General features: G+C 71.1%; 11 protein-coding genes. 5 read left to right on the plus strand and 6 right to left on the minus strand.

The window, feature by feature from the left end; all coding sequences use genetic code 11:
* Nucleotides 1-110: 110 nt before the first annotated feature.
* Complete coding sequence (locus G3I56_RS06335; protein ID WP_164407885.1) at nucleotides 111-524, plus strand: organic hydroperoxide resistance protein; 414 nt, start codon at nucleotides 111-113, stop codon at nucleotides 522-524.
* Between the two features lie 47 nt (nucleotides 525-571).
* Here the strand turns inward: G3I56_RS06335 and G3I56_RS06340 are convergent, their stop codons facing one another.
* The 5 genes from G3I56_RS06340 to G3I56_RS06360 all read right to left on the minus strand — a co-directional run bounded on the left by G3I56_RS06340 (nucleotide 572) and on the right by G3I56_RS06360 (nucleotide 10,857).
* Nucleotides 572-2,854: a bifunctional glycosyltransferase family 2 protein/CDP-glycerol:glycerophosphate glycerophosphotransferase gene (locus tag G3I56_RS06340; protein ID WP_164407886.1), complete on the minus strand. Its 2,283-nt coding sequence runs from the start codon at nucleotides 2,852-2,854 to the stop codon at nucleotides 572-574.
* A 178-nt stretch (nucleotides 2,855-3,032) separates the two neighbouring features.
* A complete protein-coding gene (locus G3I56_RS06345; protein ID WP_203689389.1) occupies nucleotides 3,033-3,836 on the minus strand; it encodes a carbohydrate ABC transporter permease in 804 nt (267 codons plus the stop codon).
* A 110-nt stretch (nucleotides 3,837-3,946) separates the two neighbouring features.
* Entirely contained in the window at nucleotides 3,947-5,326 is a 1,380-nt protein-coding gene (locus G3I56_RS06350; protein WP_239134750.1) for a sugar ABC transporter permease, read from the minus strand.
* A gap of 10 nt (nucleotides 5,327-5,336) precedes the next feature.
* Nucleotides 5,337-6,707, minus strand: coding sequence for an ABC transporter substrate-binding protein (locus tag G3I56_RS06355; RefSeq protein WP_164407888.1), 1,371 nt, complete (start codon nucleotides 6,705-6,707; stop codon nucleotides 5,337-5,339).
* A 454-nt stretch (nucleotides 6,708-7,161) separates the two neighbouring features.
* Nucleotides 7,162-10,857 (minus strand): FHA domain-containing protein, encoded by a 3,696-nt coding sequence (locus tag G3I56_RS06360; protein ID WP_164408188.1) that lies wholly within the window; start codon nucleotides 10,855-10,857, stop codon nucleotides 7,162-7,164.
* A gap of 473 nt (nucleotides 10,858-11,330) precedes the next feature.
* On the opposite strand from G3I56_RS06360, the gene G3I56_RS06365 reads away from it, so the two are divergent.
* From G3I56_RS06365 to G3I56_RS06380, 4 genes are all read left to right on the plus strand, one after another.
* Nucleotides 11,331-13,076, plus strand: a complete 1,746-nt coding sequence (locus G3I56_RS06365; protein WP_164407889.1) for a serine/threonine-protein kinase — start codon at nucleotides 11,331-11,333, stop codon at nucleotides 13,074-13,076.
* Between the two features lie 290 nt (nucleotides 13,077-13,366).
* Nucleotides 13,367-14,656 carry a serine/threonine-protein kinase gene (locus G3I56_RS06370; protein WP_164407890.1) on the plus strand — a complete coding sequence of 430 codons (1,290 nt, stop codon included), beginning with the start codon at nucleotides 13,367-13,369 and terminating at the stop codon, nucleotides 14,654-14,656.
* A 241-nt stretch (nucleotides 14,657-14,897) separates the two neighbouring features.
* Nucleotides 14,898-16,004 (plus strand): peptide chain release factor 2, encoded by a 1,107-nt coding sequence (prfB, locus tag G3I56_RS06375; RefSeq protein WP_164407891.1) that lies wholly within the window; start codon nucleotides 14,898-14,900, stop codon nucleotides 16,002-16,004.
* Nucleotides 16,005-16,326: 322 nt separating this feature from the next.
* Entirely contained in the window at nucleotides 16,327-16,947 is a 621-nt protein-coding gene (locus G3I56_RS06380) for a hypothetical protein (protein WP_164407892.1), read from the plus strand.
* A gap of 129 nt (nucleotides 16,948-17,076) precedes the next feature.
* Here G3I56_RS06380 and G3I56_RS06385 read toward each other — a convergent pair whose 3' ends face one another.
* The gene (locus tag G3I56_RS06385; protein WP_164407893.1) at nucleotides 17,077-17,268 is read right to left on the minus strand and encodes a hypothetical protein; all 192 of its coding nucleotides are present in this window, start codon (nucleotides 17,266-17,268) and stop codon (nucleotides 17,077-17,079) included.
* Nucleotides 17,269-17,551: the final 283 nt, after the last annotated feature.

The raw sequence follows: 17,551 nt of genomic DNA on the forward strand, positions 1-17,551 counted from the left end.
ACCTCTTTGCCCGTCATTTAGTTGTGCACAATTGAATTGTGTGCTTAAGTTATCTCCACAAGGAACCCCGCGAGGGGCTCCAGGGAAGCTTGATGAGAGGGACGGGTTCCATGGACGCGATCTACACCGCAGTCGCCACCGCCACGCACGGCCGCGAGGGCCGCGCCGTCAGCTCCGACGGCAAGGTGGACCTTGCGCTCGCCATGCCGGTGGAGTTGGGCGGCAACGGTGCCGGTACCAACCCGGAGCAGCTCTTCGCCGCCGGTTACGCCGCCTGTTTCGGTAGCGCGCTGGGCCTGGTCGGCCGTGGCGCGAAGGTCGACGTCAGCGACGCCGCCGTGACCGCCGAGGTCGGCATAGGCAAGCAGGGCGACGGCTTCGGCCTCAAGGTCACCCTCCGCGTCGAGCTGCCCGACTCCGTGGACGCGGAGACCGGCCGCAAGCTGGTCGAGCAGGCCCACCAGGTCTGCCCGTACTCCAACGCGACGCGCGGCAACATCGAGGTCGACCTCGTCATCGAGTAGTAGGTGGCAGGTACTGGCCAGTCGGTGGCAGGCGACCAGTACGTTGCTCAGGAACCGGTGTGGACGGGCGTGCCGTCGGGGCTGGACTGCGGGTGCGGCACGCTCGCGAGGGGTGCGGCGGCGAACGTGGCCGCCGCCGACGGGACCGGATGGCGCTCGGCGAGCGGAGTGACCGGCGCCCGGCCGGCCGTCCCGCCCAGCACCAGCCGCTGAACGACCCGTTCGGCGGCTCGCCCGTCGTCGTACGGACAGAACCGCTCCCGGAACGCTCCCCGCAGCTGCGCGGAGCGTGAGCCGCGCCAGTGGCCGGTCGCGAAGATGTCGATCAGCTCGTCCTCGCTGCGCGCGACCGCGCCCGGCGGGAAGGCGCGCAGGTCGAAGTAGGTGCCGCGGGCCGCCTCGTACGCCTCCCAGTCGTCCGAGTGGATCACGATCGGCCGGTCCAGGTTGGCGTAGTCGAACATCAGCGACGAGTAGTCGGTGACCAGCGCGTCCGAGGCGAGGCACAGTGACTCGATGCTCGGATGGTCGGTCACGTCGATGAGCCGGCCGCCGGAAGCGGGCGTCAGCGGAGCGTCGTAGAGATGGTGCGCGCGGGCCAGCAGTACGTAGCGCGGGCCGAGTTGGCGCAGGACGCGTTCCAGGTCGAGGGTGTGGCGGGGGCCGCGCAGATAGTCGCGGTGGGTGGGCGCGTACAGGATCGCGACCGAGCCCTCCGGGATGCCGAGCGACTCGCGCAGCCGGGTCACGTCCGCCGAAGTGGCCTGCTGGAAAACGTCGTTGCGGGGCTGCCCGGTTTCGAGGGTGGTGTAACCGCCGGGGAAGACCCGCTCCCATACGAGGGTCGAGTGGCGGTTGGCCGACAGGCAGTGGTCCCAGGTGTCGACGTCCGCGAGGAGCGCGGCGAAGTCGGTATCACGGGCGGCGGCCGGCCGGTCCTGGAGGTCGAGGCCCATGCGCTTCAGCGGCGTCCCGGCCTGCGTCCGGATCACCACCTGCCCGGCCCGCTTCACGAACCTCTCGTCCCAACTCGCGTTGCTCACCAGGTACTTGGAGCGGGCCAACGCCGTCCAGTAGGCGGCGGTGCCCGGCCGCACCCGGGCGGTTGCCGTCGGGAGTGTGTGATGGTGCTCGGGGCGTGCGACCCACGCCGTCCGCATGCCCGGCACGAAGGAACGGAACGCGGCTTCCAGAGCGCCCGGGTTGCAGCCGTACCCGCGCCCGGAGTGACTGGAGAAGACGGCCCGGTCGGCGCGCAGCGGCAGCCGCCGCTGGACCCGGTAGTGCAGCCGCAGAGCGGACGAACGGACGCTCCGCGCAAGGGACTTGACGAGACGGGTGGCGTTCTTACGCAGGACGGATGCCAGCCGCACCACCCGATACGTGCGGTAGCTGCCCGTCCGGACGAGGAGGTGCCGCAGCCGCGCGTGCAGCGGTACGGCGGCACCCGGGGTGCGGTAACGCCGGTAGTGGGCCCGGGACCTGCGCAGGAACTCGGCGCGGGCGGTACGCGGCAACCGGTCCGGGCGGGCCAGCACCGCCATCAGCTGGTCGACCATCCGGCGGAACAACACCGGCCGCCAGTGCGTGAGTTCGGGGCGCGCGTCGACGAACGCGAAGACCCGGTCGTACTGCTCGTGGATGTCGAAGTGCCCATGATCGCCATGATCGGTGGGGGTGTTGGTGAGCTGCCGCTGCCGGCGGTGGTGGACGCAGACCCGGTCCAGGGTCGCGACCGACTCGGCGGCCAGCAGCGCCGGGACCGTCCAGGAGATGTCCGTGTGGGCGCCGGGCGCGAAGGTGAGACCCTCACGCTCGACGAACTCCCGCCGGTACGCCTTGTTCCAGGCCACCATCGGCAGCTTGAGCAGCAACGGCCGGTCGTCCAGCCGGAAGGGGACGGGGCCCTGCTCGGTGAGCTGATGGAGAAACGGGCTGCGGACGGTTTCGCCGGTCCAGAGGGCGTGCGCGTGGTCGTAGACGACGACGTCCGGGTCGTCCGCCTCCTTGATCCGGTCGGCGATCGACCGCAGCGCGTCCGGGGCGAGAATGTCGTCTCCGTCGACGAAGACGAGATAGTCCCCGGTCGCGTGCCCGATCCCCGCGTTGCGCGCCCCGCCCACCCCGCCGTTCTCCGGCAGGTGGACGGGACGCACACGGGCGTCGCGCGCCGCGAACTCGTCGACGAGCGCGCCGCAGACGTCGGGCGAGCCGTCGTCGACGGCGATCACTTCGAGATCCGGGTACGACTGGCCGAGCACCGATTCCAGGCACTCCTGCAGATACGCCTGAACCTTGTACGCGGGGACGATGACACTGAACCTGGGCAAGGCACATCCATGGGTCGGCGGGTCGGCGCGGGCCTACTGCCCGGGAACGGCCGATGGAGTGACTTGGTTACGCCGATTGCGGCATGTGGGGGACATGGACGTTTGAACCCGTAACCCCACAAGTGAGATGCTTATCCGTTTACTTGATCGCGTTGCTTGATTGCGTCACTTGACCGGGTCACTTGACCGCGCCCGCCATCACCCCCGACACGAACTGCCGCTGGAACGCGAAGAACACGGCCAGCGGAATCACCATCGAGATGAACGCGCCCGGCGCCAGTACCTCGATGTTGCTGCCGAACTGCCGTACCTGCTGCTGGAGGGCTACCGTCAGCGGCTCCGACTGCGAGTCGGAGAACACCAGCGCGACCAGCATGTCGTTCCACACCCACAGGAACTGGAAGATCCCCAGGGACGCGATGGCGGGCGCGGCGAGCGGCATGACGACGGTCGCGAACAGCCTCATCTCGCCCGCGCCGTCCAGCCGGGCCGCCTCCAGCAGCTCGCGCGGGATCTCCGCGAAGAAGTTCCGCAGCAGGAAGATCGCGAACGGCAGCCCGAACCCCACATGGAACAGCACCACCCCGATGATCTCGCCGAAGATCCCGATCTTCCCGAAGAGATCGGAGAGCGGGATCAGCGCCACCTGCACGGGTACGACGAGCAGTGCGACGACGACCAGGAACCACCAGTCGCGCCCCTTGAAGTCCATCCACGCGAAGGCGTATCCGGCCATCGCGCCGATCATGACGACCAGGAGCGTCGCCGGGACCGTGATCCAGACGGTGTTGAGGAGAGAGCCGGTGATCGCGTCGTTCTCCAGCAGCGTCTTGTAGCTCTTGGCGGTCAGCTGCCCGGGAGCCGTGAACACCTTCCACCACCCGGACGCGGACATGTCTGTCGGGTCGCGGAACGACGACACGAGCAGCCCGAACGTCGGCACCATCCAGATGAGCGCGACGAGGATGAGGAAGAACCGCATCACGCCCCCCGCGGCGCCGGCGGCCACCCGGGCGGCGAAGGAGCGCTCGGCACGCACGGGCCGGTCGACGGGGGGATCGAGGGGAGGGTCGATGGTCGGGTCGAGAGCCGTCACCGCTGACGCTCCTTCCTGAGTCGACGGAGATTGACGAACATCACCGGCAGGACGAGCAGCAGCAGAATGACGCCGATCGCGCTGCCGACGCCGTAGTTGCCGCCACCGCCGAACGACGACAGGAACAACTGGAGCGCGAGGACGTTGGCGTCGTCCTGACTCGGCTGCGGGGCGATGATGTAGACGAGGTCGAACACCTTCATCACGTTGATCATCAGCGTGACGAGAACGACGACCAGCACAGGTGCGAGGAGCGGCACGGTGATCCGCCGGAACACCTGCCACTCGTTCGCGCCGTCGACCCGCGCCGCCTCCAGCAGGTTCCGGTCCACACCCGCGAGCCCCGCCGCGATGAGCACCATCGCGAACCCGGCCCACATCCAGGTGTAGCTGCCGATGATGGCCGGGGTGACCAGGGTGGGCCCGAGCCAGTCGATCCCGCTGTAGGCGGTGGCGAAGTTCGAGCCCGGCAGGCGCAGTTGGGCCCCGTCGGCGTCGGCTGGCAGGCTGAAGGTCCCGTCGGCGCCGCTGGTCGCCGAGGCGACGACCTTCCCGTCCTTCACGGCCTCGACCTTGACCCCCTCCAGCGCCTTCTCACCCGGGTCGACCTGGCCCTTCGTACCGCCACCGCCGAGCTTGAAGTCCAGCCAGACGGTGCCGCTGATCCCGGAACCGGAGGCGCCGGCCGCCTTCGCGTCCGCGGGTGTGCCGGGGAGCTTGTTGGGCGCGATGCCCACGAGGGGCAGCAGCGCCGGGGTGCCCGGGCTGACGGTTCCGGTGGAGGTGAACGAGCCCCCGCCTGACGCCTTGAGGTCGCTGGCCTGGGCGTTCGGCCGGGCCTTCGGATAGACGGAGGCGTCCACGAAGGCGTCGTGCACGGATGTCACGACCGCGTTGGCGACACCCTGGTCCGGGTCCGCCTCGTAGACGAGGCGGAAGATGATGCCCGCCGCGAGCATCGAGATCGCCATCGGCATGAAGACGATCAGCTTGAACGCCGTACCCCAGCGCACCCGTTCGGTCAGGACCGCGAAGATCAGACCGAGCGCGGTGACGAGGGCGGGTGCGACCGCCACCCAGATCGCCGTGTTGCGTACGGCGGTCAGCGTGGCGTCGTTCGTGAAGATGTCGCCGTAGTTCTCCAGGCCGACGAAGCCCGAGCCGTCGGCGTCGTACAGGCTGCGCCAGACCGAGTAGCCGATCGGGTAGACGACGAGCGAGCCCAGCAGGATCAGGGCGGGCAGCAGGAACAGGCCTGCCACCCACCAGCGGGTGCCGGTGACGCTCGTGGTCTTTTCTCTCTTTGCCTTGTCTCTCTTCGGGTCGTGTGACTTCGCGTCTTCTGTGTCTGTGTCTGTGCCTGTCTTCGACTCCATGCCGGGGCCGTCAGCCGTTCTTGTACGCCTTGGCGGCGTCGGTCTCTAGTTTCTGCTGGGTGCCCGCGATGTCCTTCGGGTTCTTCAGGAAGTCCTGGAGGTCCTTCCACTCACCGACGCCCTGGGTACCGCCGAAGGCGGCCGGGGCCTGGTCGGACATGTCGAAGCGGAAGTCGTTGCCGGCCTTGATGAGGGCCTTGGCGATATCCCGGGTGACGTCGTCCTTGTACGCCTTCTGGTCCATCGCCTTGCTGGGCGAGAGGAAGCCGCCCTGGGCCGCCCAGATCTCGGCGGCGTCGGTCGAGCCGAGGAACGTCAGGAGGGCCTGTGCGCCCGCGCCGTCCTTCAGCGCCACGGCGACGTCGCCGCCGCTGACGACGGGTGCCTGGTCGCCGACCGCCGGGAACGGGAAGACCTTCGCGTCCGTGCCGATCTTGGCCTTCGTGTCGGCGTTGATGCTGACGGCCACGAAGTCGCCCTCGAAGACCATTGCCGCCGGGGTGTCACCGGAGAAGGTCTGGGTGACCGACTTCGGGAACTCGGTCGCCAGCGCGCCGGAACGACCGCCCGCGAGGAGATCGTCCTTGCCCCAGAGTTCGGCCAGGGTGGTCAGGGCGTCCTTGACGGAGGGGTCGGTCCACTTGATCTCGTGCTTGGCGAGCTGGTCGTACTTCTCCGGGCCCGCCTGTGAGAGATAGACGTTCTCGAACCAGTCCGTGAGGGTCCAGCCGTCGGCGCCGCCCACGGAGACGGCGGGGGAGCCGGCGTCGGACAGGGTCTGGGCCGCCGCGACGAAGTCCTTCCAGGTGGCGGGGGCCTCGGTGAGGCCCGCTGCCTCGAACGCGGCGGTGTTGTACCAGACCAGGGACTTGTTGGCGGCCTTGACGTAGATGCCGTACTGCTTGCCCTCGAAGGCGCCGAGGTCCTTCCAGCCGGTGTCGAAGTTCTTGTCGAGCTGGGCCTGCGCGTCCGTGCCGAGCGGCTTGAGCCAGCCCTTCTCGGCGAACTGGTGCAGCACGCCGACCTGCGGCAGGAACGCGACGTCCGGGGGCTTGCCACCCTGGATCCGCGTACCGAGGAACGTGGAGGTGTTGTTGCCGGTCGGTACGAAGTTGACCTTCGCGCCGGTGCGCTTCTCGAACTCCTTGAGAACCTTGGTGAAGTTCTCCTGCTCGGGGCCCGTCCAGACGGCGGCGACCTCTAAGGTCTGGCCGTCGAGCTTAGGGAGCTTGACGGAGGCGGAGGTGTCACCGCCGGTGCCCGTGCTGGTGTCGGTGGCCTTGTCGCCCGGGTCGTCGTCGGAGCCGCAGGAGGTGAGGGTGAGGGTGAGGGCTGCGGCGGAGAGAGCGGTCAGGGTGCGTGTACGTAGCGTGCTGCGCATGTGTGCCCCGTTCGTCGTTCGGCGTTGAACGTGTTCGGCGCTTGTCCCGTGGGCTCCGGTCTACGCCGGGTCGTGGGGGTCGGCAAGTACGCCTGCGGTGTCAAGCGGGTGATCGTGACCGCGTCGTGTCCTTGGTCGCCCACCCGCCCACCCGACTCGGTCTGTTCACCGGGTGCCCTCGAACCGCTTTCCCACCCGTCCCGCCCGTCCGGTATTTGACGGCGACGCGGCTGCAGCCCAGGCCCTTGTTTCCCACCCACCAACCCGTTCACCGCATGAATCCAGCGCGGGCAACACCTCTTCAGCGCTGGCCGGCACCCCTCCAGCCCGTCCGGCACCATCCAGCCTGTCCGGCACCCTCCAGCCCGTCCGGCGTTTGAGGACAAGGCCCGTTCAGGGCCGTAGGGGGGTCTGGGGGGCGCAGCCCCCAGGGTCGGGACAGGACGGGACGGGGTCACAACAGCGACGGCACCTCTGTCGCCGACACCGACCGCGCCGCCCGCTCCAACGCGCTCGCCAACAGCGCCAAGTCCGTGGGCCCATTGCCCAACTCCCGCACCGGCCGACGCGTCGGCGGATCTCCCATCCGCTGCCAGTCCAGCGCGGCGACCGTCGGCCGCAGTGTCGCCGTACGAGGGATACGCCCCGTCACCCGCCCGCCCTGGAACGGGATCCCTCTCCCGTCCGCCCCGCTCAACCGGCCCCGCCCGGCCGCGGGTTCGTCCGGCCCCGGCGCCGGCGCGTCCAGCAGGACCCGCAGCGCGGCCCCCCGGGCCAGTTCGGTCTCCGCCGTACGCCCACCGACGCCCGCCGCGGCCACCAGATGCACCCCGAGCCGCTCGCCCTCCCGGGCCACCGCCTCCAACGCCCGCACAACGGACCCCGCCGACGGCCGCCCCGGCGACCCCAGCGCCGGCGACACCAACGCGTCCAGGTCGTCCACGACCACCACGAGGCGGGCCAGGGGCGGTGTCTCCGTGCGCCGCCGGCTCGCCGCCGGCCGCAACCGCATCGTCGAACTGGGTGGCGAATCGAGATCCCCGGCGCCTTCACCCGCCCCCGCGCCCACCGAACCGTGATTGGCCGACTTGAGCCCTGATCCTGATCCCGACCCCGCCCCGGACCGCTGCGGCCCGATCCGGCCGGACAGTTCGCGCCCGGTGTGCCACTCGCCGAAACCGACCCGCCCGAGCAACTCGGCCCGCCGCTTCAGCTCGGCGCTGAGCGACTGGGCGAACTCCCGCATACGGACCGGGTCGTTGGCCGTGAGGTGAGTGGTGACATGCGGAAGGTCGGTGCACACCCGCAGCCCCTCCCCGTGCGGCGAGCCACCTCCGCCTCCGCCGCTCCCGTTCCCACCGGTGCCGTCCCGGCCGTCCATCAGGACCATGCCCAGCCGGTCGGGCCGCTCGGCGGCGGCCAGCGACGCGACGACCGCCCGCAGCAACTCCGTACGCCCGCTGCCGGGCGGGCCCTCGATCAGCAGGTGGGGTCCCTCGGCCGCGAGGTCCACGCCGACGGGCCCGCGCGGACCGGCGCCCAGGACGGCCCAGGCCCGGCCGCCGAGCGTCTCCTTGTCGTCGGCCGCGTCCGCCCAACGCGCCATCAGGGACGCCGGGGTGGCCCGGGCGAGACCCAACTCGTCGAGCAGCCGCGCCGCTTGCGGCAAGGGTGAGGAGACGCGCTGCTGCCGTCCGCCGGCGGCACCGTCGGTGCGCAGCGGAGCCAGCGCCCGCGCGAACCGTTCGGCCCAGGCCAGGGACACGGCGTCCACGGCGGCGACGGAGCCCTGCCCGACCAGCCCGGCGCTCCCGACGGACGTCCGGACCGTCGCGTCGGCGAAGTCGGTGTCGCCGCCGGTGTCAATGTCGGTGTCGGGGGAGCGGGTCCGCCCAGGTGCTGTCGCCCCCGCCCGCGCCACCCGCATCACGTGCAGCGCCGTGGCGACGTCACCGCTGAGCAGCGCCACCGCCCCGCACTCACGGAAGGGCGGCGAGGCCGCGCACGCCGCCTCGTACGTCTCCGTCACCGGTGACGCGGGCGACGCCGCCTCCGTCTCCGCGAGGCACACGAGGTGGATTCCGGCCCGGGGTCCCTCCTGCGCCAGCCGCGCGACGGCCTCCCGGACCGCGGCACCGCCCGGGTCCCCGTCCACGACGACCACGGTGTACGGGCCCCCGAAACCGTCCGCCGGCCCGGCAGGGTCGTCGTCCCGGGCCCAGGAGGGCCGCCGGTCCGCTCCCTGGTCGCTCTGGGCGCTCCGGTCCGGTTCTCCGTCACCCGTGGCGAGGCTCTTCGCCGCCGCCTCCGTGTCGTGGTCCTCCAGGCGCCGCAGGAGTTCGTCGGTGCGGGCCGTGGCCTGTTCGCGGTCGTAGGCGACGAGGAGGCGGCAGTCCTGGCCGTGCCCGGGGCGCAGATGCGGGAGCCAGCCGAGCCAGGACCACTCGGCGGCGCGCTCCTCGGGGGTGCGCGAGCGGTCCGTGCTGATCAGGACGATTTCCAGGACCTCGGGGGAGTGCAGCGCCGTCAGCTGGGCCACCACCGCGCGGGCCAGCCCCGCGAGCCGCGCGCGGGGCCCCGCCAGTCCCAGTGCCCCGACCTCACGCAGCCCGGCGGTCACCGATACGGCGGGCAGCAGCCCCGAGCCGTCGGGGGCCGCGCGGTCCGCCGTACCGAGCCGGACCGTGAGCGCTTCCGGGTGTCGCGGTCCGCGCTCCCAGAGCCGGGGACCGGGGCCCAGGGCCGTGAGCAGCAGCGTCGCCGGGTCGGGCCAGCTCTCCGGGGCCTGCGGCGGGGCGTCCGTGAACTCCGGGGCCGCCGCGTCGGACACCGGGCCCTCGTCGTCGTACACCTCGCCCTCGGGCGTCTCCTCCTCCGAGCGCCCGCCGGTCAGCCTGCGCGCCCACTTGGAGAGCCCGCCGCGCTTGCGCACACCCTGCGGGACGTCCGTCCCCCTGAGGGGCGTCCCCTTGCGTCCGCTGCCCGCGGAGGCCTCCGCGTCCGCGTCGTCCTGGGCGCGTCCCGGGGCTGCCGCGGCAGCCCCGGACATCGGTCCCGGCAGGGAGAACCCGGCTCCGTGGGTGTCCCCGCCAGTGCCCGATGCCCTGGCCGTACCCGCCGGGCCCGTGGTTCCCCGGCTCTCGATCCTCGGTGCCCGGCCCTGTCCCGGGACGAGCGGCTGCGCCGCCTCCGCCGGACTCCGCGCACCACGCGACTCGGGTACGTCCCCGGCGGCTCCCCAACTCGCCGAACCGTAGGCGTGATGGGTCTCCCCGGAGGGCGGCTTCGCCATGCCGCCGGGCCGCACGCGCGCGGGAGGCACCTGAGACGGACCGGACGGGGATGCGGGGGACGCAGTTGGGGAGGGTCGCCTGTTGTGGTTGTTCCCGGTATTGCCGGTGGTCCCGGTGGTCTCCGACTCGTCCGGCGTCCGCTCCGAGGCCTTGGGGTGCCCTTCGGTGACGCTCACGCGCACGTGCCCCTCGCCGTCCGGGGTCGTGGCCACGCGCGCGCCCGCGTCCCCGGGCGGGGTCAGCCGCAGGGCCGACTCACCGATGCGCAGCAGCGCGCCCGGCGCGAGGCGGACCGGACGGGTGCCGAGGCGGGTGCCGGACAGCGTCGTACCGTTCGTGGAGCCGAGGTCCGCGACCCCTATGCGGCCGTCTTCCGCGACCGTGACCGCGCAGTGCAGCCGGGAGACGTCCGGGTCGTCCAGCGGGACGTCGGCGTCGGCGGAGCGGCCGATGGTGATCTGACCGCCGTGCAGGAGATGGACCCCGCCCGCGTCCGGTCCCGCGACCACGTGCAGCTGGGCCGCCACCTCGTCCGCCTCGGGGTGCGGCTCCGGTTCGGCGGGAGTGCCCAGGGCGAGCACCGCGCCGTCGCCCAGCGGGGGCTCGCCGAGGGTGCAGCGCTGGGTGTCGAGGCGCTGGTCGCCCGCGTACAGCACCACCGGGCCGCCGCTCTCGCGGCCTGGGCGCTCGGGCGGGGACGGAACCCTGTCGCCCGCGACCACCGACGCCAGGGCCGAGGCGACCGCGGCGAGCGCCGTGCCGGCGGGAGCGGTGACCAGTACGTCGCAGCTCGCGGCGCGCGCCCACGGCTCCGAGGGCGGGCCCAGCGGGTCTACGACGGTCAGCCGGATCTGCATCGCCGTCAGCGGTCCCTTCTGCACGGACACCCGGAAAGGAGGACGAAGCCACGCCACGGGTCCCACCACCGCGGACTTCCCCCACCGCACACGAGCACGTAGGCCAGTACTGGAGGCATCCTCGCATCTGCCACTGACAACGCGCCCGCCCCCCACCCATAAGTGATCTTGAATGGTCGCCTCTGCCCGCAAAAGTGCCTGACCAGTGACCGACGGCTGTCCGTTTGGGATCGGTTTGGTAATCGATTTGAGATCGGTCACGTTCGGGATTCGGCAACCGATGGGCCCGATGAGACGTCTTTCCCGTCGACTTTCCGTCGAACGCGAGAAGGGGGCCGTACGTAGCCGACTGTGGACGGCGGTCGTCACCCGGGCTGTCCTGGGGGCGCGGCACTAGAGTGGGTCGGAAAATCGGAAACTCGGAACCTCGGAAGCACTGTGTACGGGATGTACGTACGTAAGGGAGCCATGACGTGCGGCCGGTAGGGAGCAAGTACCTCCTTGAGGAGCCGCTGGGACGCGGCGCCACAGGCACTGTCTGGCGTGCCCGCCAGCGGGAGACCGCGGGAGCCGAGGCGGCCGTGGCGGGCCAGCCCGGCGAGACCGTGGCGATCAAGGTCCTCAAGGAGGAGCTCGCCAACGACCCGGACATCGTGATGCGCTTCCTGCGTGAGCGGTCCGTGCTGCTGAGACTGAGGCACCCGAACATCGTCCGGGTACGGGACCTGGTCGTCGAGGGCGATCTGCTGGCGCTGGTCATGGACCTCATCGACGGGCCCGACCTGCACCGGTACCTGCGGGAGAACGGGCCCTTCACACCGGTCGCCGCCGCTCTCCTCACCGCCCAGATCGCCGACGCGCTGGCCGTCAGCCACGCCGACGGTGTCGTGCACCGGGACCTGAAGCCCGCCAACGTCCTGCTCATGCAGGACAACGGCCGGATGCATCCGATGCTCACCGACTTCGGCATCGCCCGCCTCGCCGACTCCCCGGGCCTCACCCGCACCCACGAGTTCGTCGGCACGCCCGCGTACGTCGCCCCGGAGTCGGCCGAAGGCCGTCCGCAGACCTCCGCCGTCGACATCTACGGCGCCGGCATCCTGATGTACGAGCTGGTCACCGGTCGTCCGCCGTTCGGTGGCGGGTCCGCCCTCGAGGTGCTGCACCAGCACCTCACCGCCGAGCCGCGCCGCCCCTCGACCGTGCCCGAACCGCTGTGGACGGTCATCGAGCGCTGCCTGCGCAAGAACCCGGACGAACGCCCCAGCGCCGAGAACCTCGCGCGCGGGCTGCGCGTCGTGGCCGAGGGCATCGGCGTCCACTCCAACTCGATGCAGATCGCGGCGGCCGACGGGGTCGTCCACCTGCTCGCACCGGATCCGGCGCCGACCGCGGTGCCCGGCTCGGGCGACCCGACACAGGTGCTGCCGTACGGCGCGGGCGCCGCCGGAGCGTACGACCCGAACGCCGCCACCAGCGTGCTGCCGCACACCGGCGGGCCCGGTCCCGTGGGGGCGATGGGCGCTGTCGGCGCCGCGGACCCCACGGCCGTCCTGCCGTCCGTGCCGCCGAACCAGACTGGCGGCCCCGGCGGTTCCGGAGGGCCCGAGGAACCGCATCCCTGGCAGAACCAGCTGCGCGCCGCCCGGGACCGCAACGAGCAGACGCAGGTCCAGTACCTGGACCCCGGGGAGGACCCCCTGCGCCGCCGGCCCCAGCGACAGCCGGGCCGGCCGCCGCAGCAACAGCCCCAGCAGCAGCCCCCGCCGTCGCGTCAGCAGCAGCGGGGTCAGCAGCCCCAGCCCGGCTACGGCTATCCACAGGGCCCGGGTCAGGGTCCGGGGCAGGGCGGGCAGCCCCAGCACCAGCAGTACGCGCCGCCGCCCCAGCAGCACCAGCCCCGGCAGCACCAGCCCCGGCAGCAGCCCCAGCGGTACGCGCCGCCCGCCCCCGCCCCGGCGCCCCAGCGCCCTCAGCAGCCCGAGAGCCGGCCGCCGAGGGAACCCCGGCAGCGCAGCGCCAACCGGATGAAGATCCCGGGGCTCGGCTGCCTCAAGGGGTGCCTGTTCACGATCGTCGTCCTGTTCGTCGCCGCCTGGCTGATCTGGGAACTGACCCCGCTCCAGGGGTGGATCGGGTCGACGAAGGGGTTCTTCGACCAGATCGGTGACTGGTACGACCAGGTCAGCGAGTGGGTTTCGCGCCAGCAGAACCAGTAGCGCGGAGGGTTTCCGGTTGGGCGCGGAGGTTTTCCGGTTTCGGGGAGACGCTCCGCCCAATCAGGTCGTAGCCGGGGCATTTGGGGATCAGGTGGGCGGTGCTCCGGTCGGGATTCCGGTGCGACTCTGGGGATTTGTCGACACCTGGCGGGTGATTTCCGTCCTGGCGGTGAAGGTTGCCCCTCCGGACGCGTAGCTTTGTCGGCTGAGGTCGAGGTCTTGTCGGGTGAGGGTCCCGAGGGAGTCACCCGGATCGGCGCCGTCGGCAACACGCGTCTGTAGGAGCAGTCTTGGCACGGAAGATCGGCAGCCGGTACACCGCCAACCAGATCCTGGGGCGGGGCAGCGCCGGCACGGTGTGGCTGGGCGAGGGACCCGAGGGTCCCGTCGCCGTCAAGCTGTTGCGCGAGGACCTGGCGTCGGATCAGGAGCTCGTCGGACGCTTCGTGCAGGAGCGGACCGCCCTGCTCGGGCTCGAGCATCCGAACATCGTGTCCGTACGGGACCTGGTGGTCGACGGGAACGACCTCGCGCTGGTCATGGACCTGGTGCGGGGTACGGACCTGCGCACCCGGCTCGACCGGGAACGCCGGCTGGCCCCCGAGGCCGCGGTCGCGATAGTGGCCGACGTCGCGGACGGGCTGTCCGCCGCGCACGCCGCCGGGGTCGTGCACCGCGACGTGAAGCCGGAGAACGTGCTGCTGGACATGCAGGGCCCCCTGGGTCCCGGCGGCGCGCACCCCGCCCTCCTGACCGACTTCGGCGTCGCGAAACTCATCGACTCACCGCGGCGGACCCGGGCCACGAAGATCATCGGCACACCGGACTATCTGGCGCCGGAGATCGTCGAGGGCCTGCCCCCGCGCGCGGCGGTCGACATCTACGCACTGGCGACGGTCCTCTACGAGCTGCTGGCCGGCTTCACGCCCTTCGGCGGCGGCCACCCGGGCGCGGTGCTGCGCCGGCACGTGACGGAGACGGTGGTCCCCCTCCCCGGTATCCCCGAGGAACTGTGGCAGCTGCTCGTGCAGTGCCTGGCGAAGGCGCCGGCGTCGCGGCTGCGGGCGTCGGAGCTGGGGGCGCGGCTGCGGGAGCAGTTGCCCTTGCTGGTGGGGATGCCGCCGCTGGACGTGGACGAGCCGGACTCGGAGGACGACGAGCAGTCCGGGCAGGGCCAGGGGCACGGGAATGGCCAGGGGTCGGGACAGGGTTCGCGGGACGAGGGGTACGACGAGGTGGCCGTACCGGCGGGGGAGCGGGTACGGCGGGGTGCGGTGCCGCTGGTGCGTGGCGCGAAGCCGGACTCGAACCGGGACACGCACACGTCGATGCGGGTGCCCGGGCCGGACGAGCTGGCGGGCGGGGCGCTGGGCACGGCCCGCGTGCCGCGTCCCGTGGGCGCCCCGCGGCCCGGCTCGGCGCGGCACCGGGCTTCGGCGCGGCGGCGCAGGGTGACGTTGGGGGCGGCCGCGGTGGTGCTGGTGGCGGCGGTGGGGGTCGGCACGTGGGTGGCCCTGTCGGGCGACGACGCGGGAGCGACACCTCAGGAGACGAGAAACTCGGCCCCGGCGTCACCGTGAGGCTCCTGGGGGGGCTGCGCCGCTGCGCCCCCAGACCCCCCATCGCGCTGAACGCGCTCGTCCTCAAACGCCGGACGGGCTGGATGGTGCCGGCCGGGCTGAAGGGGTGTTGCCCGCGCTGAATAGATGCCGTAAATGGGTGGGTGGCTGGGAAAACGGGCCTGGGCTGCACCGGCCTCGCCGATTTCGCTCCGGGCGAGACCGAAATCCTGCCGCTCGGCGGAGCCGTTACGCTGGTGTCGTGGCAGTCGTCGATGTATCCGAAGAGCTCAAGTCCCTCTCCTCGACCATGGAGTCGATCGAGGCCGTCCTGGACCTCGACAAGCTGAGGGCAGATGTCGTCGTGCTCGAGGAGCAGGCGGCAGCGCCGTCCCTGTGGGACGACCCGGAGGAAGCGCAGAAGATCACCAGCAAGCTCTCCCACCTCCAGGCGGAGGTGAGGAAGGCCGAGGCGCTGCGCGGGCGGATCGACGATCTGAGCGTGCTCTTCGAGATGGCCGAGGAGGAGGACGACCAGGACACCCTCGCCGAGGCCGAGACGGAGCTGACCTCCGTCAAGAAGGCCCTCGACGAGATGGAGGTCCGTACCCTCCTCTCCGGCGAGTACGACGCCCGTGAGGCCCTCGTCAACATCCGCGCGGAGGCCGGTGGCGTCGACGCCGCCGACTTCGCCGAGAAGCTGCAGCGCATGTACCTGCGGTGGGCCGAGCAGAAGGGCTACAAGACCGAGATCTACGAGACGTCGTACGCCGAAGAGGCCGGCATCAAGTCGACCACCTTCGCCGTCCAGATCCCGTACGCCTACGGGACGCTGTCCGTCGAGCAGGGCACACATCGCCTCGTACGCATCTCGCCCTTCGACAACCAGGGGCGCCGACAGACCTCGTTCGCCGGGGTGGAGATCCTGCCCGTCGTGGAGACGACCGATCACATCGAGATCGACGAGTCCGAACTGCGGGTGGACGTCTACCGGTCGTCGGGCCCCGGCGGTCAGGGCGTCAACACCACCGACTCCGCGGTGCGCCTGACCCACCTTCCCACCGGCATCGTCGTCTCCTGCCAGAACGAGCGTTCGCAGATCCAGAACAAGGCAAGCGCGATGAACGTCCTCCAGGCCAAGCTCCTCGACCGGCGCCGTCAGGAGGAGCAGGCCAAGATGAACGCACTCAAGGGCGACGGCGGCAACTCCTGGGGAAATCAGATGCGTTCGTACGTCCTGCACCCGTACCAGATGGTCAAGGACCTGCGGACGGAGTTCGAAGTCGGCAACCCCGAGGCCGTGTTCAACGGTGAGATCGACGGATTCCTCGAAGCCGGAATTCGCTGGCGCAAGCAGCAGGAGAAGTAGCACTCCGCAGGACGCGCCCGAACGCGTCCGAAGGACGCCTTGTCGACAAAGCAACCGTCGCCCACCGGGCGGCGGTTGCTTTGCGTCGGGAGATGCCTGGGTTTTACATCACACTCACAGGGTCTGATGTGCGGCAAGCGAGGAGCAAGGGGACATTGCGCGCGCAACGACCTTGACGTGCTCTTGGAAAATCGAAAAGGTGAGGCTCGGCATGCGTATCTCTGGGGCGCATGTGAACCGGGGGTGCGCACTGCCGCTCCTGTCGATCACGGCCCCGAGCGCGGCTCCACTGATGAATTAGCTACATGGGGGTAGCAGCCATATGACGAACAAGACGCGGATCCGGGTCGCGCGGATCGCGGCCGGAGCGGTGATCGCCGCTGGTGCGTCCTTCACCGCCGCGGGCATAGCCTCCGCCACCGACGGCGACGACTGCGTGATCGAGGTCTGTGCCGGTACGCCGAGCCCGGACGAGCCGACGGATCCCGTGACCGAGATCCCGACCGACCCGGCGCCCACCACGGCCGACCCCGAGACCTCGCAGCCCGAGGAGCCGGAGCCCACCGAGTCCGCCCCGGACACCTCGGAGCCCGAGGAGCCCTCCACCGAGCCGAGTGAGCCCACCGAGGAGGACCCGACCGCGACCCCGTCCGACGACTCGACGGGCGACGAAACGGGCACCGGCGGCGACGGCTCCGACGGCGGCAACAGCAACACCGACCCCGACGGCGGCTCCAACACCTCCGTCCAGGAAGAGGGCTCCTCGGCCCTCACCGACACGGGCTCGGACACCTCGGCCCAGGGTTCGGGCGACGAGCTCGCCGAGACCGGTGCCGCGGAGACGGGCTTCCTGATCATCGGCGCCGCCACCATGATCGCCGGTGGAATCGCCTTCCGCGTCCTCCCGCGCCTCGTGGGCGGCCGTGGCGGCGCAGCAGCCTGAGCAGTACCCGTAGTGCGCACTGCTACCCGTACTGCGAGCACTACGGGTAGCAGTGCGCACGCGTAAGGGCCCGGAGCTTCGTGCTCCGGGCCCTTACGCGTGTCGTGTGTTGCCAGGGCTGTGCTCGGGCTATGCGGTCTGGTGCGCCACCAGCGCCAGTGCCGCGATCAGCACCGCCAGCAGTGCGATCAGGGCCATCGGGTTGAGTCCGCCGAACTGACCGTCTTCCTGCAACCGCTGACGGCTGGCCCGGCAGACGCGACAGCGTCCCTCACTCACGGGCGCCGCGCAGTTCGCGCACACCAGTCGGTCGTACGTCATGCGCTTGCCCTCCTCGCGCCGCTTCTACGTTCACAACGCTTCCGGGGACGCAACCGTTCCCCACTCCACGCTCCACTGTGCCAGGTTCCGCGGATTTCGGCGCGGCTCGCCCTATTCTGCCCAGCGCTTCCCCGGGTCAGTCGAGGTCGGCCGAGTGTGTGAGACCGCTCACGGCCGGCATAAAAGGGCACAAGCCTTGTGCAAAGCACTCCCGTGACTGCGCTCCCGTGCTCGGTTCGCGTATGGTCACGGTCACCTGCCCCCGATGGTCCGTGGTGTATCC

The sequence above is a fragment of the Streptomyces sp. SID12488 genome, from assembly GCF_010548275.1.
In the GTDB taxonomy this organism is placed as follows: Bacteria; Actinomycetota; Actinomycetes; order Streptomycetales; family Streptomycetaceae; genus Streptomyces.